Below are 20,103 nucleotides of genomic sequence, written 5' to 3'. Positions count from 1 at the left end.
CCGACACAATGGGTGCACGGAGAGTGAGAGGTGGTGGGCGGGATGCCCGTATGGGACGACCTGGTGGGCCAGGAGCGGATCCGCACGCAGCTGGCCGCCGCCGCCCGCGATGCCGATGCGCTGGTCACGGCCGCCGCGGACGGGACCGCGCCGCCCGCCGCGTCGAAGATGACCCACGCCTGGCTCTTCACGGGACCGCCGGGATCCGGCCGCGTCACCGCCGCCCGTGCCTTCGCTGCGGCCCTGCAATGCACCAGCCCGGACCGCGCCCTCGGCGGTGAGCCCGGCTGCGGGTTCTGCGACGGCTGCCACACCACGATGGTCGGCACCCACGCGGACGTCTCCACCGTCGCCGCGGTCGGCAGCCAGATCCTCGTCGACGACATGCGCGACACCGTCCGCAAGTCCTACACGTCCCCCGCGACGGGCCGCTGGCAGATCATCCTGGTCGAGGACGCGGAGCGGCTGAACGAGAAGTCGGCCAATGCCGTCCTCAAGGCCGTGGAGGAGCCGGCGCCCCGTACGGTGTGGCTGCTGTGCTCGCCCTCCCTGGAGGACGTGCTGCCCACCATCCGCTCCCGCTGCCGCCACCTGGGCCTCAGCACCCCGTCGGTCGCGGCCGTTGCGGACATGCTGGTGCGGCGGGACGGCGTCGAGCCGCCGGTTGCCCTGGCCGCCGCCAGGGCAACTCAGGGGCACGTCGACCGTGCCCGTCGGCTGGCCACCGACGCGGGGGCCCGGGAGCGCAGGGCGACGGTCCTGAAGCTCCCGCTGCGGGTGGACGACATCGGCGCCTGCCTCAAGGCCGCCCAGGAACTGGTCGACGCGGCTTCCGAGGACGCCCGGCAGATGGCCGAGGAGGTCGACGGCAAGGAGACCGAGGAGCTGCGGGCGGCCCTGGGCGCCGCCGCCGGGACGGGCGGGCGGATGCCACGCGGGACGGCGGGCGTGATGAAGGAGCTGGAGGACAAGCAGAAGCGGCGCCGGACCCGCACCCAGCGCGACAGCCTCGATCTGGCGCTCACCGACCTCACCGGCTTCTACCGCGATGTCCTGGCCCTCCAGCTCGGCTCTGCCCTCGGTATCGCCAACGAGGACATACGGCAGGACCTGGAGCGCATCGCCAAGGCCTCCGGCCCGGAGCGGACCCTGCGCCGCATCGAGGCGGTCATCGCCTGCCGGGACGCCCTCGACCGCAACGTCGCCCCGCTCCTCGCGGTGGAGGCGATGACGATGTCGCTGCGCGCGGGCTGATCCGGCACCCCTGCCACCTGCCGCCTGCTGCCCGGCCTCCGCTCGGGGTCCACAACGGGTTGACCGCCTCATCCGTAAGGGGGAACCGGCCGTCGGGGCCGGAACGGGCCTGGTCCGCGCGCGGCCGGGCGGACACCACGCGCGGCCGGGGTCCGTCCGGAGCAGGGGATCCGCCCGCTCCCCTCGGCAGGACGTAGGCTCCTGGGATGGACACCAGTCGCGTGCTGCGTACCACCGGGATCTTGATCGCAGCGGCCGGGTTGCTGCTCTCCGGGTGCACCTCGGGCGGGTCGGAGACGCTCCGGACCGCCGCGTCCGCGAGAGGTGAGGCCGGCGCCACGGCGTCGGTGCCGCCGTCCCCCGACGCCACCGCGATGCGCCCGTACTACGAGCAGAAGCTGACCTGGCGCGACTGCGGTGTCCCCGGATTCCAGTGCTCCACGATGAAGGCGCCGCTGGACTACGCGAACCCCGGCGCCGGCGGGGACGTGGACATCGCGGTGGCCCGCCGGGTGGCGACCGGCCCCGGCAAGCGGCTCGGCTCGCTCGTGGTCAATCCGGGCGGACCCGGCGGATCCGGCATCGGCTACCTCCAGGCGTACGCGGGCATCGGCTATCCCGCCCCGGTGCGCGCCCGGTACGACATGGTCTCCTTCGACCCGCGCGGCGTGGAGCGCAGCAGTCCGGTCGAGTGCCTGACGGGCCCGGAGATGGACAAGTACACCCAGGTGGACCAGACGCCGGACGACGCAGCCGAACGGGCCCGCCTGGTGGCCGCCTTCAAGGAGTTCGCGGCCGGCTGCGAGGCCCGCTCGAAGCGGGTCCTGCCGCACGTCTCCACCGTGGACGCCGCCCGCGACATGGACCTGCTGCGGGCCGTGCTCGGCGACAGGAAGCTGAACTACGTCGGGGCCTCGTACGGCACCTTGCTGGGGGCGACGTACGCGAACCTCTTCCCGGACCGGGTCGGCCGGCTGGTCCTGGACGGCGCGATGGATCCCGCGCGTGAGGCCCTCGACCTCAACCGGGACCAGACCGAGGGATTCGAGACGGCCTTCACCTCCTTCGCCAAGGACTGCGCGAAGCAGCCCGACTGCCCGCTGGGCAACGGCGGCCCGCAGGAGGTGGCCGCCCGGCTGAAGGACTTCTTCCGCAAGCTCGACGCGCAGCCCGTGCCCAGCGGCGACGACAAGCGGCCGCTCGGCGAGGCCCTCGCGACGACCGGGGTGATCGCGGCGCTCTACGACGAGAACGCCTGGCCTCAGCTGCGCGAGGCGCTGGCCTCGGCGATGAACGGCGACGGCGCAGGCCTGCTGGGTCTGGCCGACAGCTACTACGAGCGCGGGGCGGACGGGAAGTACGCCAACCTGATGTTCGCGAACGCCGCCGTGAACTGCCTCGACCAGCCCGCGGCCTTCAGCGGCCCGGAAGCGGTCGACGCGGCCCTCCCCTCCTTCGAGAAGGCCTCCCCGGTCTTTGGAGCGGGCCTGGCCTGGGCCTCGCTGAACTGCGCGTACTGGCCGGTGAAGCCCACGGGCACGGCGGGGCCGCTGACCGCGAAGGGCGCCGCGCCGATCGTGGTCGTCGGCACCATCCGTGACCCCGCGACGCCGTACAAGTGGGCCCAGGCCTTGGCCGACCAGCTCGAGTCGGGCACCCTCCTCACCTACGACGGCGACGGCCACACGGCGTACGGGCGCGGCAGCGATTGCATCGACACCGCGATCAACCGCTACCTGCTGGAGGGCAAGGCCCCGGCGGACGGCAAGAAGTGCTGACCCGCCGGGCGGGGGCCGGAGCCGCGAGGGACGCCGGATCTACGGCAAATGTCCGCATGTGTGAAACCTGGTTCGGTGCACGCCCTCGCACCCTGTAGACTTGGCGCCGCTGCTGATGAGAGCACCTCTTCGAGGGAATACTCGTCTGATCAGCGGTGCCGCCTTAGCTCAGTTGGCCAGAGCAACGCACTCGTAATGCGTAGGTCTCGGGTTCGAATCCCGAAGGCGGCTCAGACAGACCCCAGGCTGGAGAAATCCGGCCTGGGGTTTTCTGTTGCCCCGAGGGTACGGCGTGAACGCAGAGGAGCCCCGGGAAGGAATCCCGGGGCTCCGGTGTGGGTGGGTTCAGGCGCGGGCGCCCGGGTCGTGGCGGGTCAGGGAGGCCTTCACCTGGGCGGCGTACGGGCCCTGCCACCACGGGATCGTCTCGACCAGCACCGGCTTGATGCCGGAGGCCAGGACGAGGGCCCGGCCGGGCGGCATCGCGCCCAGGTCGGAGACCTTCAGGACGCGGTCGCGGCGTACCGACTCGTTCAGGGTGCGGTGGCCCGACCAGCCGCCCGTCTCCGAGGCGCGGGACGTGGTGAACTCGCGCAGCTCGTACTCGCCGGCCAGCTCCGAGAGGTCGCCGAGGAAGCGGGTGTCCGAGACGCCGCCGCCGTACACGCGGACGTTCGCGGCCGACCAGAGCTTCTCCATGCCGCGCTCGCCCCACACCTCGATGCCCTGGGCCCAGGACTGGAGGATCGTCATCAGGATGATGCCGCGCGATCCGTAGTGCGAGTAGAGGTCGGGCAGGGCGCGCCAGCGGCAGACGTTCGCGGCCTCGTCGAGGACCCCCACCAGCGGGCGGGACAGCCGGCCGCCGCGCTGCGTGGTGGCGTACTCCTCGGCGGCCTCGACGACCGCCACGGTCAGAGCGGTCACCAGCGGGCCGGCGGAGTCAGTGCCCTCGCGGGAGAGCGAGTACAGGGTGGAGTCGGCGCGGACGAACTCGCGCGGGTCGAACTCCGGGCGGTCGTCCGTCGCGGAGAGCGGCGTCACCCACTTGTTGACCTCGGGGTTGATCAGGCAGGACGCCATCTGCTGGGCGACGCCGTAGATGCCGCTGCGCTGCTTGTCCGGGGCGGTGATGACGCCGGAGAGGGCGTCGGCCGGCATCAGGTGTCCGGCCCCGCGCAGGATGCGCTCGGGGGTGTCGTCCTTCGGGTTGGACAGCCAGGTGTAGATCTGGGTGATGGAGGCCTTGGCGGTCGCCGCCGCCAGCAGGAGGTTGGCGAGGAGGTCCTGTCCGGCGGGGTCGAAGAACGCGTCCGTGGAGGCGTCGGCGTCCCGCGAGCCCGACGCGAAGTGGTCGGCCAGCTTGCGGGCCTTGGCGACGTCGGTCACGTACGACAGCGGGTTCCACCACCAGGTGGGCGGCTCCTGCGCCACCTGCTGGGGGTCGAAGACCCAGACCTGGCCGCGGGCCTGGCGCGGGCCCCGGGTGGCGTCGACGATGTCGCGCTTGTTGGAGGTGACGAGTACGGAGCCCGGGGCGTCGAGGATCGCGGGGATGGCGCGCCGGGTCGTCTTGCCCGTACGGGGACCCCAGATGTCGACGTGCATGTCCTCGAAGGAGCCGAACAGGGGCTGGCGCCCGTGCAGCGAGCGGCCGATGAAGACGCCCGGGGAGCCGCTGTCCACACCGAGGCGTTCGGCGGTCGCGGCGGCACCCTTCATGGTGAGCTTGCCGAGCTCCTCGCCCTTGGCGAGGTGCTGGGCGGCGCCGTCGACGTCGGGCTTGTTGCGCAGGCGCTGGCGCAGCCGATAGGCGGCGGTCACGGCTCCGGCGAGCAGCAGGACCTCGGCGGCCGCGATGGCGTTCGCCGCTCCGTGCGGCCAGGAGTAGTCACCCATGACCAGGGAGACGGCGAACGAGAACGGGTTGCCCGGCGGCGCCGGGTGGTCGCCGAAGGACGAACCGAGGCGCGCGGCGAGCCAGGCACCGCACAGAAGCGCCAGGAGGCCTCCGACGAGGCAGGCGATCTCGATCGTCCAGTCCTCGTCGGCGCGGGGCTTCTTCTGCTGGGGTGAGGCCATGGTCAGGACTGTCCTTCCGCTGGAGCGGATCTGGCACGGAAGAGGTATCCGTTCCGTTGCTGCTGAGGGGTCTGCGGTGCGCCGGCTCCCGCCGGCGCGGTCCGCTACGCGTGTTCGCCGCCGCCTTCGACGGGGTTGGTGCCCGCCGGGATCGGCACCCGGTACACGCCGGTGATCTGGCCCTGCACGTCCCAGGTGCTGAACTCGACGTTCTTGCCCACGCGCGGGGCGTGCAGGATCTTCTTGCCGGCCGGGTCCCACACGACCGCGACGTGCTCGGAACCGCTCGGGCCGGGCCGGAAGAAGATGAGGTCCCCGGGCTGCGCCTGACTCAGGTCGATCTTCGACGCGCGGAGGTTCTTCTCCTGGGTGTAGGTGACCGTACCGATGTCGATCTTTCCGCCGCTGGCCTGGTAGTACATCCACTGCGTGAAGCTGGAGCAGTCGAAGGAGACCGGGTTGTTGCCCTGGAGCCGGGGCGCGCCCCACACGTACGGGCGGCCGATGCCCCGCTGGGCCCAGCGGAGCGCGGACCGGACGACCGGGTCGTCGGCACCCGGCAGGACGCCGGTGACGCCCGCGCCGTCCGGGGGCACCGCGGTGCCCTTGCCGTCCTTGGCGCACGAGGCGTACGTGGCGTCCTTGGCCGTGTCGCCGCCGCCCCCGGGCACGGTGCCGTAGTCCGGGGTGGCCGAGACCTTGCCCTGCAGCCAGCCCTCCGGGTCGATCATGCCGGGGCCGTTGTCCTGGCCGGGGACGAAGGGGTTGTCGACACCGGGGACGCGGACCTCCCAGTGCAGGTGCGGGCCACTGGAGTTGCCCGTGCTGCCGACGGTGCCGATCTGGTCGCCGCGCTTGACGGAGGCGCCCTGGGACACCATCGCCTTGGTCTGGTGCGCGTACAGGGTGACGACGCCGCCCGCGTGCTCGATGTGGGTCTCGTTGCCGTACGAGCCGCCGCTGGTCACCTTGATGACCTTGCCGTCGGCGGGGGCGTAGATGGGGGTGCCGGAGGTCGCCCGCAGGTCGAGGCCGGTGTGGTAGCCGAGGCTCCAACTGGAACCGTTGGCGTGGTACTTGGTGCCGACGGTGTACGTGCCCTCCTTCAGCGGCCACTGCCAGTTCTTGCCGTCCTGGCTCGGCGGCGCGGCCGGCTTGATCATCGGGCGGGAGAAGGCGACGGTCTCGATCCGGGCGCCCGGGTCCGCGGACACCCGGCTGCCCGGGTCCGCGGCGGCGCGGGTGGTGGCCGCGGCGTCTCCCGGGTAGGGCGGCGTGGACCAGGAGCGGGGCGAGGCCGACGTGATGCTCAGGGCCTCGGTCGGCTGCGCGTCGTTGCCGACGGGGGCGGGGATGTCCGACTGCTGGCCCAGGGTGGGGAAGTTCGGGTTCTTCTCGACGGTCGCCTTCAGGTGGGCGTACCACCCCTCGATCAGGCTCTTCTCGCCGGTGAGGTTGCCGCGGTAGCGGGCCGCCTGGGTGAGGACCACACGGGGGTAGACGGTGTTGCTCTCCAGCGAGCCGGAGTAGCGCAGCAGGGCCTTCCAGGGCTGCGTCTCGGCCTTCAGGGCGTGGAGGAAGTTCGCGGCGGCGTAGGCCGCGTCGTCGATGTTGTAGAGGTCCTTCTTGCCGTCGCCGTTGCCGTCGTCGCCGTAGTCCTTCCAGGCGGGAGGGCCGAACTGCAGCAGGCCCATGTAGCCCGCGCTGTTCTTGCCCCCGGGGGCCGCGGACGGGTCCTGGCCGTACTTCGTCTCCTGGTACATCTGGCCGGCGATGAGCGTCCAGTCCAGCCCCTCGTAGCGGGCGGCGGCGCGCATCGCCGCGAGGATCATCCGCGGGGGTATCTCGTTGCGGGCCGTCTCACTGGGCAGGTAGATCGTGCCGGCGGGCATGATCGGGTTGGTGGCCGCCTGGTCACCGGTGTTGCCGTGGCCCGCGTTCTCGGCGTAGTTGCCGCAGGCCGCCTGCGCGGCGCCGCTGCCGAGACCACCGACGAGCGCGCCGATCAGCACCAGGGCGATGAGCCCGGCGCCGCCGATCGGCAGCAGTCCGCCGAGGCCGGCGAGCAGCAGCATCTTGCCGTTGTTCTTCTTCTTGCCGCCGCCCCCGCCCTGGCCGCCGGCCATCTGGGCGGCCGTCTTGGCCGTCTTGGCGACCTTGGCGGCCTTCGACGCGGCCGCGAGTACGGCAGGAGCCACCATCGGGTATCAGTTCCCTGCCTTCTCGTCCGCGCCCACGTTGCCCAGGCCTTGCAGGTCGAAGCCCGACACCTTCCACGCGCCGGCGTCCTTGCGGGCGCTGACCAGCCAGGAGTTGGTCTCCGTGAGGGTCTGCTTGCCGTTCTCGGAGCGCACGGAGGTCAGCGAGACCACGCTGGAGACCAGGCTGCCGCCGCCGTTGACCAGGTCCTGGGCGATCATGCCGTCGCGCACCACGCTCGCCTTGCCGGTGGAGGAGCAGCGGGCGACCTGGCAGGTGTCCCAGGCCTTGCCCGTGGGGAGGGCGGTGAGGCCCTTCATCCGCTCGTCCGAGACCGTGAGGTCGAGCAGGGGCTTGGACCAGGCGGCGCTCTGGTCGGTGTACGTGTACGTGCTCAGGCCGGCCATGTAGGCGGCCATCGCCCGGTGGGCTTCGGCCAGTTCCGCCGGCTGGACGATGGGCGGCACGGAGTCGGCGCCGTTCGCGCCGGCCTGCTGGCCCGCACCACCGTTCGCGCCGCCGGCCGCGGAGGCGCCCTTGCCCTGCGCGGAGGCCGAAGGTGCCTTGCCGTCCGCCGTGGGGTCCGCGTCGTCCTCGCCGTCGAAGACGAGGAGGACGACCAGGGAGGCGATCAGCAGAACTCCCAGTACCGCCAGGGCAAGTGCCGCGCTTCGCTTGTTCTCGGCAGGTGACTCCACCGTCCCGGGCCTCCCTCAGTCAGGTCGCCCGGACACGGTAGGGGGAGGGACGACGGAAGACGCAGGCCTTTTCCCCGCGAGGAAAACCGAGGAAAGAGCGAGGAAAGACCGGGCCCCGGCAGGGGATCGCACGTGCGAAGCCAGTGCAAAGAATGCGTGAAGGTGGGGCGGGACCCCTCACGGCTTCTGCCCGCCCGGGGCCTCGGTGCTCCGGAGGTACGGTCGAGCACGCCACGTTGAGACGCCGACGCCGACGCCGACGAAGGGGACGAGGATGCTGACCGAGGAGACCGGCCGGACACCGCAGGACATGGCGGCCGAACTGGCGAACATGAAAGCCGTGGACCACTGGCCGTCGGTGTGGTCGGGGTCGCCGCAGGGCGGATCCACGGAATTCGCCGAGTGGTGTGACCGCAATGGCTGGGACCCTTTGACCTTCGACCGGCAGCTGCGGGTGAGGACAACGGACGGGGGCAGGTGGACGTTCTTCGACCGGGCAGGCATGGGGGGGGTGCCTCTATGTCTTTCGTCAAGGCACCTGTGTCGGGTTTCGGGTGGTTCGGGCTCGCTGAGGCTAAGCGGCGAGCTCGACGTCCGTCGGTGTCCGGGATTCGTAGAAGGTGCCGTCGCGGAGCATGGCGAACAGGACGCTGATGCGTTGGCGGGCGAGGCGGAGGAGGGCCTGGGTGTGGGTTTTGCCGCGTGCTCGTTGCTTGTCGTAGTAGGCGCGGGAGGCCGGGTCGGCGTTCATGCAGGCGAAGGCGGAGAGAAACATCGCCCGTTTGAGCTGCCGGTTTCCGCCTCGGGGTGCGTGTTCGCCATGGATCGAGGTCCCGGACTGCTTCGTGGTGGGGGCGAGGCCGGCGTAGGAGGCGAGGTGGGCGGCGGTGGGGAAGCTGGTGCCGTCGCCGACGGTGACCAGCAGGACGGCGGCGGTCCTGACGCCGACGCCGGGCATCGACGTCAGGACCGGGGAAAGAGGGTGAGCCTCCAGCAGGGCGTTGATCTGGGCTTCCATCGCCCGGCGCTGGGTGTGGACAGCGGCCAGCGAGGCGGCCAGGGAGGGGATGACGATGTCGAGGGTGCCGGTCCCGGGAACGACGACGGTCTGCTCGTCGAGCGCGTTGAAGACGTCGTCGATCAGCCTGGTGGCCATGCGCGGGGCCTTCGGGCGGATCAGCTCGACGAGTCTGCGGCGTCCGGCCTTGCGCAGGGCGGCTGGGGATCCGTAGCGCTCCAGCAGCCAGGTCACGGCCTGGTGGTCCAGGCGCGGGCCCAGGACGCGTTCCAGGCTGGGGTGGAACTGGGTGAGCAGGCCCCGTATCCGGTTGGAGGTGCGGGTGGCCTCGGCGGCCAGGTCCTGGTCGAAGCCGACGAGCACGGTCAGCTCGGCGGTGATCTGGTCGGTCAGCTCCAGCGAGCGCAGGGTGTGCGGCATCGTCCGGGCGGCGTCCGCGATGACGGCGGCGTCCTTGGCGTCGGTCTTGGCCTCGCCCGGGTAGAGGTCGGCGATCCGGCGCATCGCCAGTCCGGGCAGGTAGGCGACCTGGCAGCCCGCGTCGCGGGCGACGGTCAGTGGCAGGGCGCCGATGGAGGCGGGCTGGTCCACGATCACCAGCACGGTGCCGAACTTCGCGGTCAGCTTGTCGAAGACGGCCCGCAGCTTGGGCTCGCTGTTGGGCAGCTGCTTGTCGAAGACCTTCTTCCCGCCCGGGGTGAGCCCATGACCGTGATGGCTGCTCTTGCCGACGTCCAGGCCCAGGAACACGCCCACGTCTTCGATCTCGAACATCGTGCCCCTTCCCAGGGGGTGTTGACGGTGCCGGCCTCGGCTCGGGTGTCGTGCTCGCGCATCCACGTTATGCAGACCTGCCGCCCGCGAACTGTCCAGCATTGCGCCGGACCGGACGGTGGCCGGACCTCTGATCAGCGTCTCCGACGAACACCCCCGGACCCGGTGACACCACCCCCCAGGTCATGCCTTCGACAGGGGGCAACAGTCATGCCGGGCCCGGAGGCCAGCGGCCCCATTGCGGAACCGCAGAAAACATAACGGGGCTGACTGCGCTGGAGCACTACGCGTACCAGTTGAAGGCCCAGACCGCTGCGGAGAACGGTGAGGTGTTCTCGGCCGTCGAAGCGAGCTGGCCCACCTTCCTCCAGGTGGCGCAGGGCGTGCTGGGCTTGCCCACCTGGACGGGATCCTGGGACGCCTCGGACTTCCCGGAACCGCCGCGCCACTGGTACTGGAACGGCCGTGACGAGCGGATGCTGAACCGCGAGCCCTATCGCTTCGCCTACTGGGCGCCGGCGGGCGCGGTGCCGGGAGAGCCGTACTTCGTGCTGTCCCAGACGGTCAGCTTCCCCACGTGGACCGCGGACACGCCGGGTGGCACGGCCGTCTCGCTCGAGGTCTTTCCGCCGGCCGAGTTCACTGCGAGGGCTCGCTGACGGAGTTCCTTCGCCCGACACAAGCAGAGATCGACCGCGCCATGGAGCTGGAGGAGGCGTACTACGAGCACCGCCCCCTCGCCCCGGACAAGGTCGCGCAGGCCGTCGACCGCCTGTACCGGGACGGGCAGGCGGCGGGCGGCAAGGACATGTTCCCCGACGTGCTCGCCTACAGCACCCACGTCGCACTGACGGAGTCGCCCACCGCAGCGGACCGGGGAGAGGTGCGTGCGCTCTGGTCCTGGCGTTCCCAGCCGGAGGGAGCGCTGCGCGAGGTGGGGCACCGCTTCCTCGTCCAGGCGTGCGGTGAGAGCCGGGGCTACCAGGTGCTGGAGGACTCGCCGGTGGGTCGCAAGCTCGAGTCGTACGAGCTGTGGGACCGGAACGTACAGCAGGCCTTGGTCAGACGGTTCAACTTGACGGAGCAGGCCGTCCAGGACGCTCCGGCCGGGATCTGGGAGGCCGCCTCGGGGCAGTACGCCAAAGCGGCCGAGGGACAGGTCGCCGTCTTCGCGGCCGAGATCGGCGCCGGGTCCATCCTGGGGGAGACGGAGATGCCGAAGGTCGTCGGGCCCGAGGGCGTGGGGAAGGACGCGGTGGGATTCCCCATCGAGTTCCCGCGTCAGGCGCCCCTTCCGGCAGAGATGTACGACCTGATGGCGGACCCGGCCGTCCGCTGTGACCTCCGCATGGAGGACTACGCCGTGAAGGGTACGACCCCCCTTGCTCTTCGCGGCCAGGCTCGCTGCGATCGAGGTGCCGGAGCACCAGCGGGAGGCGCGTGCCGCGGCCGTCGCCCGGCTTTCGTCGGCGACCAGTTACGCGGAGCCGGCAGAGGAAGGGACGGCCCGCGAGGAGTCCGACACGGCGGTCGGGGAACCGGAGGCCGGGCGGACGGTGGCGGAGCCGAACGGAGCCCAGAGGCCCGAAGCCAGTGTGGCCACCCCGGCCAACGGCTTCCTCCCCGGCGTGAGCATCCCCCGCGCCATCAAGGTGCCGGCCCCCCCCGATCGGTGAGCGCGAGCACGCACGGTGTGATCAACCCCGTGATCGAGGCCGCCCCCGAGTCCGCCGGGATGGAACACTGACCGGCGACGCACCCGAGGAAGAGACCCCATGAGCACGACGCCTGCAGAACGGCCGGACAGTGGCGGGGAAGTTCCCCTCCACTTCCCCGACGTCTTCGCCTTCGTTTCCGAGTACCTCGCCCCGATGGTCCGCCGGCGGCTGAACGGATCCTCCGCCACCTGGTGTCCCCGCTGGTGGGAGCACCCCGAGGCGGGTGCCCGGCTCTCCGGGCTCTGGCTCGCCTGGGAGCACCTCCGGCACGACACCGCCCTCGGCATGTCGACCTGGTGGCTGCACCATGCCGACCCGCACCTGCGCGTGCTCATGGACACGGACCTGGGTCCGTTCGCGGCGTGTTCGCCCAAGGTCGGCGGGCATACGGCCTATCCGTTCGACCCGCTCCCGCTGGAGGAGTACGAGCCGGAGGCGTAGGCCGGTCCCGCCGAACGGCCGTGGTGGCGCCGCCCGGTGCGACCGGTCAGTGCTCGACGCCGGCGGGCTTCGGGGCGAGCTGCGGGGCCGGCGGCACATGCGCCCCCGCCCCGTGGCCGGTGGGGACGCCGCGGGCCGCGGGGACGATGCTGTGCCCCACGTTCATCCCGGGCAGGAAGGAGTCGGCCAGGGCGGCCTTCGGGCCGGGCTCGGGGGTCTCCTGCACCAGGTCCGGGTAGGCGGCGGCCTGGGACAGCCGTTCCACGATCGCCGCGCGGGCTTCCTTCTGGTCCTCGGGGACGTCGATGGCCTCCAGCTTGGCGGCGAAGTCCCGGGGGGACGTGTCGGGGTCGTAGTCCTCCATGACCAGCTGGCACCTGACGGGGTCGTTGGTGATGAAGGCGTCGACGTCCGCCGGCAGGTGCTCGTGTCGGGGCAGCGGCGTGGCGAACTTGATGCCGTCCTTGCCCACTGCCGCGTTCCGCAGGAGCTCCGGGACCTCGGTCTTGCCGAGCACCGAACCCTTGGTGATATCGGCCGCGAAGGCGACCACCGTGCCCGTCGTCGCCTCGGCGTATCGCTCCGAGAGGCGGTCCCACGCCGTGCCGTGAACGGCGTCCAGGTCCTCCGGTTCGAAGTCGAAGTGCTGGGCGAGTGAGTCCACCACCTTCACGTTGCCTAGGCAGTACGCATTGAGCAGGTGGCCGGCCGGGGTGTCCTCCAGTACCTGGAGACCACGTGATTCCCCGCACGCCCGGGCCAGGAAGCGGTTGGGCACCGGTTCGTCCACACCGTCCAGCTGCGACACGTACGACCAGAACGCGCGGTCTGGACCCCGCCCTTCATTGGTGACGGACTCGGTCTCCGCCAGATTCGCGATGTACGCCAGGAGACCCGGTCCCTTCTCACCCGCGGGGACCGTGGCCAGGTAGTCCTGGTGGATCCGGAGCGCCAGCCGGTTGCCATCCTCCATTTCGGTGGGCTCCGCGTCGGCCTGCGCCTGCGCGAGGACGAAGGCCCGGGCTATTTCTTCCGGGGTGGGTGGGGCATCGGGTCTCACCTGAGCCTCCGCGAGCCTTCAGGGGCGTGGACGGTCAGCCGGATACGGGAGCCGCCGGGGGTGTCGGCGGTCCACGCCGCGAACGACACGGACTGCACGAGCACGATCACCGCCTGGCCGGGGTGCTCGCCCGTCGGCTCCCAGAAGGCCATCCGGTAGGGGGTGCGGGTCTCGAGGCGGTAGTCGCGGCTCTCCCAGAGCCCCTTCTCCGGCGGCTCCGGGAAGTCAGGCGCGTCCCAGGGGCCGTTCCACGCCGCGGGCCCCAGTACGCTTTCGGCCGCCCGGAGGAAGGCGGGCCACTCGTCCGCGGCCCCGGCCAGCAGGGCGGGGTTCTCGGACGGTTCGTCCGCCCCGAGCCGCCACGCCCAGTGGGTCAGACGGAAGACGGGGGTCCAGTTGCCGTTCGACTCGAAGGTCCACCTGCCGCCGGAGCGGCTGTGCACGACGAGGTTGCGCTCCACGTTCTGCGGTTCCCAGGCGTAGCGTTCGCACCACCTGCGGAACTCCGGGGAGCCGCCCTGCGGCGGTCCCGCCCAGACCGAGGCCCAGTCGATCCCGCGCAGGCCCGCCAGTTCGGCGGCCAGGTCCTGGGCCGTGCGGCCCGATGTTTCCCTCAGCATTGTGCAGGCTCCTCGCTCGGTGTCCGTGGGGCATCGTGACATGCGGTCAGGACAGGACGATCCCGAGGACCAGCAGGCCGATCACCGCCGCACCCATGATGAAGCGGACCGAGGTGTCGCCGCGTTCCCACAGGTCGTGGACCACGGCCCAGCCCGTCATCCGGGCGGCGCGGCCGTCGTGCAGGCTCGTGCTCGGAGCCTCCTCCACCGCGCCGTCGGGCTCGCCCTCGGGGGTGTCGGCGGGCGCCGTCGTGCCCGCGGTGCCCTGCTGGGCCTGGGCCACCAGCACCAGGCCCTCCAGCAGTTCGGGCATCGTGTGCGGGGTCAGGGGGTAGGAGACGGTGCCCTGCGGGGTGCTCAGGCAGAGCTTCGACTGCCAGGGGTTGCCGGGTTCGTAGCCGGCGATCCAGGCGTGCTGCGCCTCGGTCGCGGGGCCGGGCGCCAGGTCCGCGGGCGCCTCGGGGAGGGCGTACTGCTCGCTCAACTCTCGTCCTTCGCAGGGTCGGGGACGGATCCGTGGCGCCCGCTGCCCGGACGCGACCGCTCATTGTGCCGAGTGCCGGACGGCCCGCCCCCTTCCGTCCGCCCGGGAGTCCCGTTCGGGAATTCCTCGTGCTTTCCCCGTCTTTCCTCACTCTTTCCCCGCGGGGAAAAGGGGGGAGGCGTTGTCGTCTTCATTTGCCACACTGCCGTTCCGCACCTGGCCTCAGCAGGAGGCCCGCCAACCGGTCGGCCGGCGGAGGGGCTCACACGCGGGGGAGAGGCGGACTCGATGACGGACCACAACAGCTCTGCTGGCGGGGTCGACGGAGACCGGACTTCCGGGGAGCAGGGCCGGTCCGCAGCCGGATGGCCCACCGGAGCCCAGCCGCAGCCGCAGTCCCCCCGGGCCACCGCCCCCTACGGTTACGCCGACAACCCGCCCGCGCCGCCCCAGCAGTCCTCGGACGCCGTGCGCGCGCAGGTGGCCGCGGCCTGGGTGCGCTCGGCGCGGCCGGGCCCCGTGCCGCCGGGCGAGGCGGCCGTGCCGGTCCTGCCGCCGCAGGTGAGTCAGCCGTCGGCCGCGTCGAAGAGGGACCGGCGCAAGGCCTCCCAGGAGGCGAAGCGGGCCGAGCGCAAGGCCGCGTACGAGCAGAAGAAGGCCGAGCGGGAAGGCCGCAAGAAGGGCGGCGGACGTGCGGCCGCCGCGCCCGCGCAGGCTGCCGCCGCTTCCGTGGGGGGCGACGCCCGGCCCGCCGACTCCTCCGTGCCGACCGCCGCCGCTGGTCCCGCCGCCGGTCCCGCCGCCGGTTCGGCGGCATCCTCCGGGAGCCGGGCCCGCGCCGTCGGCGGGGCCGGGTTCGAGGTGCCGCGACCCGGCGGGCGGCTGCCCGCACAGGGACGGCGTACGCACGTCGCGGTACGCGCCGCCCTGCTGATCACGACGTGTGCCTTCGCGCTGGGCTCGTGCGGTGTCGCGGGCCTGGTCATCGGCAAGTCGTCGGTCGCGGTGGCCGACGCAGACCTCAGCGCGAAGGACGTGGAGCGCTACCGGCTCTCCGAGTTCCCGATCGCCGCCGCCGCGACGTTCGCGGAGGAGTATGTGACGCTCTGCATGACGTACTCGCCGCAGAACGCCGACAAGCGCCGCGACGCCCTGACCCGCTACGCCTCCTCGGGTGTGGACCGCGACTGCGGCATGACCGGCCAGGGCACCCAGAGCGTCCGCCACGCCAAGTGGGACGGCACGGTCGAGGAGCTTCCCGAGTTCGGGGCGAACGGCCGCTACCTGGGGATCCAGGTCAAGCTGTCGACCGGCCGCCTCACCACGCTGTCCGTGCCGGTGTACGTGAAGGACCCGGCGACGGGGTCGGGGCTGCGCATCGCGGGCAACGTCGGCGAGATGCCGCTCGCTTCGCGCGGCAGCGCGCCCGCTGTCAAGCAGGACGACGAGGTCGTCGACCAGGAGCTCTCCAACCAGCTCAAGGCGCAGGTGCTGCCCGGCTTCTTCAAGGCCTGGGGCGCCTCGGACGCCACCGGACTCACCCGCTTCACGACCCCCGACGCGAGCCAGTCGGCGACCACGGGCCTGGCCGGGGCGCTGGCCGCGCCCGAAGTGCAGGAGGTCGTCGCGCTGGCTCCCGAGGGCAGCGAACCCAACGCGACGATCACCTACGGGCAGGGCCAGGCGGTGCAGGCACGGGTGACGGTCGTCTGGGGCGCCGCCGCCGCCGCGGCTCCCGCGAAGGGCACCCCGCCCCCGACCACCAGCGTGAAGCGCTCCTACCGGCTGACGCTCGTGAACACCGCCCAGGGCTGGTTCATCAAGGACGTCCGCGGCGGGGTCCTCGACCCGACGGGCGGCAGGGCGGACGCCGGGACGACGGCTTCCGAGGCGCCCGTCCCGGAGGAGAACCCGCCGGCCGGCGGTGAGCCCGCTCCGGGCACCTCGCCCGCGCCGGGCACCTCGCCCGCGCCGAAGGCGCCCTGACCGCGCCCCCACAGACGCACCTCCCACACCCCTCCCCCGCACTTCAGCGAAAGGAACACGCCATGAACCTGGCGGCCACCACCCTCAACGGCATGTTCGGCGAGATCCAGAAGATCCTCACGGGCATCGGCACCACCGTGGCGATCTGCGCCCTGCTGATCCTCGGCATCCGGATGCTGCTCTCCATGAAGCGCGGTGACGGCATGCGCGAGGCATTCCAGGGCTTCGGCATGATCGCGCTCGCCGCCCTGATCATCGGTGGCGCGACCGGTCTCGCGGGCCTGCTCATCGACCTCGGCAGCCAGATCGGCGGCGGCGGCGCCAAGGGCTGATCCCGGGAGCGGCCGGTGCATCCGCCCGGCCCGCCCGTGACCCGCGGCCCGCAACCACGTCAGAGAGGGGGACCGGCTGATGGCGCAGGACACGCAGGACGCACCCGAGCCGATGGTCGCCTACGACCACACGGACCTGCTCAACCGTCCCAAGCGCATCTGGAACTGGGGCAACATCCCGCTTCCGGGCCTGCTGCTGCCCGCCCTCGGCGCCGCCTTCGGCTTCGGCCTCCTGTGGCTGGTGACGCTGCTCTCGCTCTCCGCCTTCCTGCCCTTCCTGGGCCTCTCGGTGGTGACGTCGGTCCTCTACATCGGACCGCCGGTCGGCGTCTACTTCGTGTGGGGCCGGCCGCTGCCCTCCGCGCTCACGCTCAGCCAGCAGGTGGTGGTCTGGGCCGACTACTGGTTCCAGCCCAAGCGGCTCCAAGGCCTGGCCGCCGACCGGGAGCCGGCGGAGCTTCGCTGGCAGGTGATCCTCTGGCAGCCCGGTTCGCCGCGCTGGCAGCGCCAGTACGAAGAAGCCCTGGCCGCGGCGGCGCAGCACGGTTCCTCGTTCGCGGCGGTGGACCGCTCCGAGCAGCCGTACCCGCGCCTTCCTGAAACCGCACACTCCGAGACCGCAGGATGAATCCCTCATGATCATGATGATCCTTCTGGGCGGGGCGGTCGCCTTCTTCGTGATCGCGATGATCATCGCCTCCGCCGGCTCCAAGAAGAACAAGGAAGGCCAGGCCTCCGGCGGAGGTACGCAGCACCAGAGCGGCTCCCGGAACCGCTCGGGCCAGTCCGCGCGCCGTGAGGACCTGCGGCTGCCCTACCGCTACGCCGACGACATGATCTTCGTCCACGGAGAATCGGTCTGGACCGGGCTCGTGCTCCCCACGGCCATCGACGAGTACCTCAACGCCGGCGAGCTCCAGGCCATGGCCGAGGGCCCGGCCCGCGGTCTGCTCAACCTCGCCCGCGGCGACCGTAACGTCGAGTGCCACTACCGCAAGGTCTACCGCCCGATCACGGCGGTGGAGTGGGCCGACCGGCTCAACACGGTGGCCTGGGACCCGACCGAGAACTACAAGGCCTACAACCTGCGCAAGGCCGAGTATCAGGAGCGCATCGGGGCGACCCGCGAACGCAACATCCTGCTGGTCAAGCTGGGCTCGCTGAAGCGCGGTGCGAACGGCACCGGGGTCCTTCCCGGCGGTGACGACCCCGTCGAGGAGCCGGGGCTGACGGCGGCCGTGCGCGGCACTGCCGATCAGGTCGCGGCCGTGGCCACCGGCGTCCACGACGAGTACCTGTCGCCGGGCCTGCTGGCCCAGTGGACCCAGGTCGCGCGGGAGGTCCACGAGAGCCTGGAGGGCCTGAGCGGGGTCCCGCTCACCCGCGAGGAACTGGTCTGGCTGATTCGCAAGCCGCTCCACGGTGACCTGGCCGTCCCGCCGGAGCCCGTGCTCGGCTCCCGCTCCTGGGGACCCGACCAGTTCGACCTGGTCGTCGACTTCTCCGGCGAGAACCACAAGACGCACATCGTGCTGCACCAGTACGACGAGTTCACCGGCGAGCAGCACACCAGCTACACGACGACCCTGGTTGCCGCGAGCTGGCCCACGGAGACCCGCTTCCGGCAGTCCACCGCCTGGGCGCGCTACGCGTCGCAGCACGTGGACTTCCCGGTCGAGATCGACATGCGTTTCACGCTGATCCCGTACCTGAAGTTCAAGGACCGGGCGAAGAAGATCAGCGGCAACCTTGTCGACGAGATGAACGACATGGCCAACTCCGGCCGGTCGCCCGGCACCCAGCTCGCGCAGCAGGTCACGCGTGCCCAGCACCTCGTCGACGACGTCGAGGAGCACAAGATGCCGGGCATGGAGGCGCAGATCCGCTTCACCATCTCCGCGCCCGACCTCGGCGAGCTGGAGCGCCGCCGCCGCATCCTGGAGATGCAGTTCAAGCAGGACCTCAAGGTCACCCTGCTGCGGCCGACCCGCCAGCAGTGGCGCCTCCTGCAGTCCCAGCTCCCGGGCGACGCCCCCAAGCTGCCGATCGCCCCGTATCTGCGGCTGCAGGAGGTCGAGCAGCTCGGCGCCGGGCTGCCCACCGCGGGCACCGAGCTCGGCGACAACCCCGAGCAGCGTTCGGGCAAGCAGCTCGGCTGGGTCGGCAACCTCGTCGGCTGGGCGGGCAAGATGCCCGTCCACTACTCCCTGCACGTCGGCCCGGCCCGCAACGACGGCGGTGGCCTGGCCATCGTCGGCGCGTCCGGCGGCGGCAAGTCCTCGCTCGCGCTGCAGAAGTTCTACGAGGAGTCGGAGTCGGGCGTGCGCTGCCTGGTCATCGACCCCAAGACCGACTTCGCGCAGCTCTGCTACTACCTGGCCTTCGGTGCGCAGGTCAACGACCCGGCCTTCGCCTACGATGCCGAGGCGGGCCTCCTCGCGACGGAGGGCAGCCGCTTCCAGCCGGTCAATCCGGAGTTCTGGGCGGAGACCGAGGTCGTCGACCTCCTCAAGGGTCAGGCCGGCGTGCTCGACCCGTGGGTGGTCGCCCGCGACGTGCCCTCGGGCCGTCTGCTCGCGGAGTCGATGCTGCGGGGCTTCCTCGGCGACGAGGACTACCAGCGCGTCCGGCTGCCCGTCATCGAGGCCATGGCCACCGTCGTCGGCTGGTACAACTCCGCCATCCGGCAGGCCACCGAGCAGGGCCTGACGGCGCGGGAGGCCGAGGAGAGGGTGCCGCGGCCGACGCTGTGGCAGGTCGTCGACGAGGTCGTGAACGCCTACGACCAGGCGGTGTCCAGCGGTGACCGCGAGGCCGTGAAGGACCTCAAGCTCGCCCAGATGCTCCTCACCGAGCTGCGGACCCTGCCGTACGCGCGCCTGGCCTTCGCCGAGAGCCCGAAGACCCTGTCCGCGATGCGCAAGCGCCGCACGGTGATCACCCTGCGCGGCTTCCAGTCCCCGTCCTCCTCGGACCCGCGCAACTGGAACCCCGCCGAGCGGCTGGCCGCCACGGCGCTGATGGCGGTCGTGGAACTGGGCAGCCAGATGCTCGACGTGGGCTACGAGAAGAACCCGGTGACGGGGGAGATCGGCCTGCGGCCCAAGGCCCTGTTCGTCGACGAGGCGTACGTGGTCACCGCGACGGAGAGCGGCCGCGACCTGATGCGACGCGCGCTCAAGCAGGGCCGCTCCTACCTGGCGGTCACCGTGCTGATCACGCAGCAGGCCATCGACCTCGTCCAGATCGAGGACTCCGAGGCGCGCAGTGGTGGCGCCAACCAGATCCACACGGTCTTCGCGTTCAAGCAGAAGTCGGCGCAGGAGGCCTCGATGGTGGCCCCGCTGCTGGGCCGGCCCGACAACGACGCGAAGGTGATCTCGGCCCTGCAGGAGCTCCGTACCGGTGTCTGCCTGCAGCGCGACGTCGACAAGCGGGTCGGCACGGTCGCGGTGGACCTGGTCTTCAAGGAGATCCTCGCCGCCACCGACACCAACGGCACGACCCGTCCCGCCCGGCAGGCGATCGACCCGCCGCTCAGCGTGTGGGACTGGACCTTCATGCAGGAGGCCGGCCAGGCGGCGGAGGCGGCGCGGGAGACCGCCCCGGCGTGACCGTGCCGCCCCGTCCAGAACATTGCGAAATCCGTACCGAAGGAG

General features: G+C 71.6%; 16 protein-coding genes and 1 tRNA gene. 10 read left to right on the top strand and 7 right to left on the bottom strand.

From position 1 onward, the window contains the following. Positions 1–42 precede the first annotated feature (42 nt). From AW27_RS14925 to AW27_RS14915, 3 genes are all read left to right on the top strand, one after another. Complete coding sequence (locus tag AW27_RS14925) at positions 43–1,254, top strand: DNA polymerase III subunit delta' (protein ID WP_037921523.1); 1,212 nt, start codon at positions 43–45, stop codon at positions 1,252–1,254. A gap of 206 nt (positions 1,255–1,460) precedes the next feature. Continuing rightward, positions 1,461–3,032, top strand: coding sequence for an alpha/beta hydrolase (locus AW27_RS14920; RefSeq protein WP_037921055.1), 1,572 nt, complete (start codon positions 1,461–1,463; stop codon positions 3,030–3,032). A 157-nt stretch (positions 3,033–3,189) separates the two neighbouring features. Next, positions 3,190–3,263, top strand: a tRNA-Thr gene (locus AW27_RS14915). 114 nt (positions 3,264–3,377) lie between these two features. Here AW27_RS14915 and AW27_RS14910 read toward each other — a convergent pair. The 4 genes from AW27_RS14910 to AW27_RS14895 form a co-directional block, all read right to left on the bottom strand. Beyond that, positions 3,378–5,114, bottom strand: a complete 1,737-nt coding sequence (locus tag AW27_RS14910) for a type IV secretory system conjugative DNA transfer family protein (protein WP_037921063.1) — start codon at positions 5,112–5,114, stop codon at positions 3,378–3,380. Positions 5,115–5,218: 104 nt separating this feature from the next. Further along, positions 5,219–7,315: a peptidoglycan DD-metalloendopeptidase family protein gene (locus AW27_RS14905; RefSeq protein ID WP_037921067.1), complete on the bottom strand. Its 2,097-nt coding sequence runs from the start codon at positions 7,313–7,315 to the stop codon at positions 5,219–5,221. A 6-nt stretch (positions 7,316–7,321) separates the two neighbouring features. Continuing rightward, the gene (locus AW27_RS14900; protein ID WP_037921069.1) at positions 7,322–8,011 is read right to left on the bottom strand and encodes a hypothetical protein; all 690 of its coding nucleotides are present in this window, start codon (positions 8,009–8,011) and stop codon (positions 7,322–7,324) included. A 574-nt stretch (positions 8,012–8,585) separates the two neighbouring features. Beyond that, positions 8,586–9,803 carry an IS110 family RNA-guided transposase gene (locus AW27_RS14895; RefSeq protein ID WP_304949841.1) on the bottom strand — a complete coding sequence of 406 codons (1,218 nt, stop codon included), beginning with the start codon at positions 9,801–9,803 and terminating at the stop codon, positions 8,586–8,588. Positions 9,804–10,099: 296 nt separating this feature from the next. Here AW27_RS14895 and AW27_RS14890 point away from each other — a divergent pair, with 296 nt between their 5' ends. From AW27_RS14890 to AW27_RS14880, 3 genes are read left to right on the top strand one after another with little or no spacing between them, the layout of a single operon-like run. Then, positions 10,100–10,462 (top strand): hypothetical protein, encoded by a 363-nt coding sequence (locus tag AW27_RS14890; RefSeq protein ID WP_157840226.1) that lies wholly within the window; start codon positions 10,100–10,102, stop codon positions 10,460–10,462. Between the two features lie 41 nt (positions 10,463–10,503). Then, positions 10,504–11,550: a hypothetical protein gene (locus AW27_RS14885; protein WP_037921072.1), complete on the top strand. Its 1,047-nt coding sequence runs from the start codon at positions 10,504–10,506 to the stop codon at positions 11,548–11,550. A 28-nt stretch (positions 11,551–11,578) separates the two neighbouring features. After that, positions 11,579–11,962: a DUF4913 domain-containing protein gene (locus tag AW27_RS14880; RefSeq protein ID WP_037921074.1), complete on the top strand. Its 384-nt coding sequence runs from the start codon at positions 11,579–11,581 to the stop codon at positions 11,960–11,962. Positions 11,963–12,008: 46 nt separating this feature from the next. Here the strand turns inward: AW27_RS14880 and AW27_RS14875 are convergent, their stop codons facing one another. Genes AW27_RS14875 through AW27_RS14865 form a run of 3 tightly spaced genes read right to left on the bottom strand, consistent with a single transcriptional unit; the run spans position 12,009 to position 14,126 of the window. Beyond that, positions 12,009–13,022: a hypothetical protein gene (locus AW27_RS14875; RefSeq protein WP_157840227.1), complete on the bottom strand. Its 1,014-nt coding sequence runs from the start codon at positions 13,020–13,022 to the stop codon at positions 12,009–12,011. Beyond that, positions 13,019–13,642 (bottom strand): hypothetical protein, encoded by a 624-nt coding sequence (locus tag AW27_RS14870; protein WP_052030406.1) that lies wholly within the window; start codon positions 13,640–13,642, stop codon positions 13,019–13,021. Before AW27_RS14870 ends, AW27_RS14875 begins: the two co-directional genes overlap by 4 nt. A gap of 46 nt (positions 13,643–13,688) precedes the next feature. After that, a complete protein-coding gene (locus tag AW27_RS14865) occupies positions 13,689–14,126 on the bottom strand; it encodes a hypothetical protein (protein ID WP_052030408.1) in 438 nt (145 codons plus the stop codon). A 288-nt stretch (positions 14,127–14,414) separates the two neighbouring features. Between AW27_RS14865 and AW27_RS14860 the strand changes: the two genes are divergently transcribed. From AW27_RS14860 to AW27_RS14845, 4 genes are all read left to right on the top strand, one after another. Next, positions 14,415–16,112, top strand: coding sequence for a conjugal transfer protein (locus AW27_RS14860; protein WP_052030410.1), 1,698 nt, complete (start codon positions 14,415–14,417; stop codon positions 16,110–16,112). Positions 16,113–16,174: 62 nt separating this feature from the next. Next, on the top strand, positions 16,175–16,444 hold the full coding sequence (locus AW27_RS14855) for a TrbC/VirB2 family protein (protein ID WP_037921078.1): 270 nt from the start codon (positions 16,175–16,177) through the stop codon (positions 16,442–16,444). A gap of 79 nt (positions 16,445–16,523) precedes the next feature. Continuing rightward, the gene (locus AW27_RS14850) at positions 16,524–17,072 is read left to right on the top strand and encodes a hypothetical protein (RefSeq protein WP_052030413.1); all 549 of its coding nucleotides are present in this window, start codon (positions 16,524–16,526) and stop codon (positions 17,070–17,072) included. 7 nt (positions 17,073–17,079) lie between these two features. Further along, positions 17,080–20,058, top strand: a complete 2,979-nt coding sequence (locus AW27_RS14845; RefSeq protein ID WP_037921080.1) for an ATP-binding protein — start codon at positions 17,080–17,082, stop codon at positions 20,056–20,058. Positions 20,059–20,103 lie beyond the last annotated feature (45 nt).

Source organism: Streptomyces sp. PCS3-D2 (assembly GCF_000612545.2).
In the GTDB taxonomy this organism is placed as follows: domain Bacteria; phylum Actinomycetota; class Actinomycetes; order Streptomycetales; family Streptomycetaceae; genus Streptomyces.
The sequence above is the reverse complement of the archived record's forward strand: the minus strand, read 5'-3'. Positions and strand labels throughout refer to the sequence as shown.

Bases quoted from the DNA above. Each gene is read 5' to 3' on its own strand.
- AW27_RS14895 (WP_304949841.1), bottom strand. From the start codon at position 9,803: ATGTTCGAGATCGAAGACGTGGGCGTGTTCCTGGGCCTGGACGTCGGC.
- AW27_RS14925 (WP_037921523.1), top strand. From the start codon at position 43: ATGCCCGTATGGGACGACCTGGTGGGCCAGGAGCGGATCCGCACGCAG.
- AW27_RS14845 (WP_037921080.1), top strand. From the start codon at position 17,080: ATGATCATGATGATCCTTCTGGGCGGGGCGGTCGCCTTCTTCGTGATC.
- AW27_RS14885 (WP_037921072.1), top strand. From the start codon at position 10,504: ATGGAGCTGGAGGAGGCGTACTACGAGCACCGCCCCCTCGCCCCGGAC.
- AW27_RS14860 (WP_052030410.1), top strand. From the start codon at position 14,415: ATGACGGACCACAACAGCTCTGCTGGCGGGGTCGACGGAGACCGGACT.
- AW27_RS14855 (WP_037921078.1), top strand. From the start codon at position 16,175: ATGAACCTGGCGGCCACCACCCTCAACGGCATGTTCGGCGAGATCCAG.
- AW27_RS14905 (WP_037921067.1), bottom strand. From the start codon at position 7,315: ATGGTGGCTCCTGCCGTACTCGCGGCCGCGTCGAAGGCCGCCAAGGTC.
- AW27_RS14870 (WP_052030406.1), bottom strand. From the start codon at position 13,642: ATGCTGAGGGAAACATCGGGCCGCACGGCCCAGGACCTGGCCGCCGAA.
- AW27_RS14850 (WP_052030413.1), top strand. From the start codon at position 16,524: ATGGCGCAGGACACGCAGGACGCACCCGAGCCGATGGTCGCCTACGAC.
- AW27_RS14920 (WP_037921055.1), top strand. From the start codon at position 1,461: ATGGACACCAGTCGCGTGCTGCGTACCACCGGGATCTTGATCGCAGCG.
- AW27_RS14910 (WP_037921063.1), bottom strand. From the start codon at position 5,114: ATGGCCTCACCCCAGCAGAAGAAGCCCCGCGCCGACGAGGACTGGACG.
- AW27_RS14880 (WP_037921074.1), top strand. From the start codon at position 11,579: ATGAGCACGACGCCTGCAGAACGGCCGGACAGTGGCGGGGAAGTTCCC.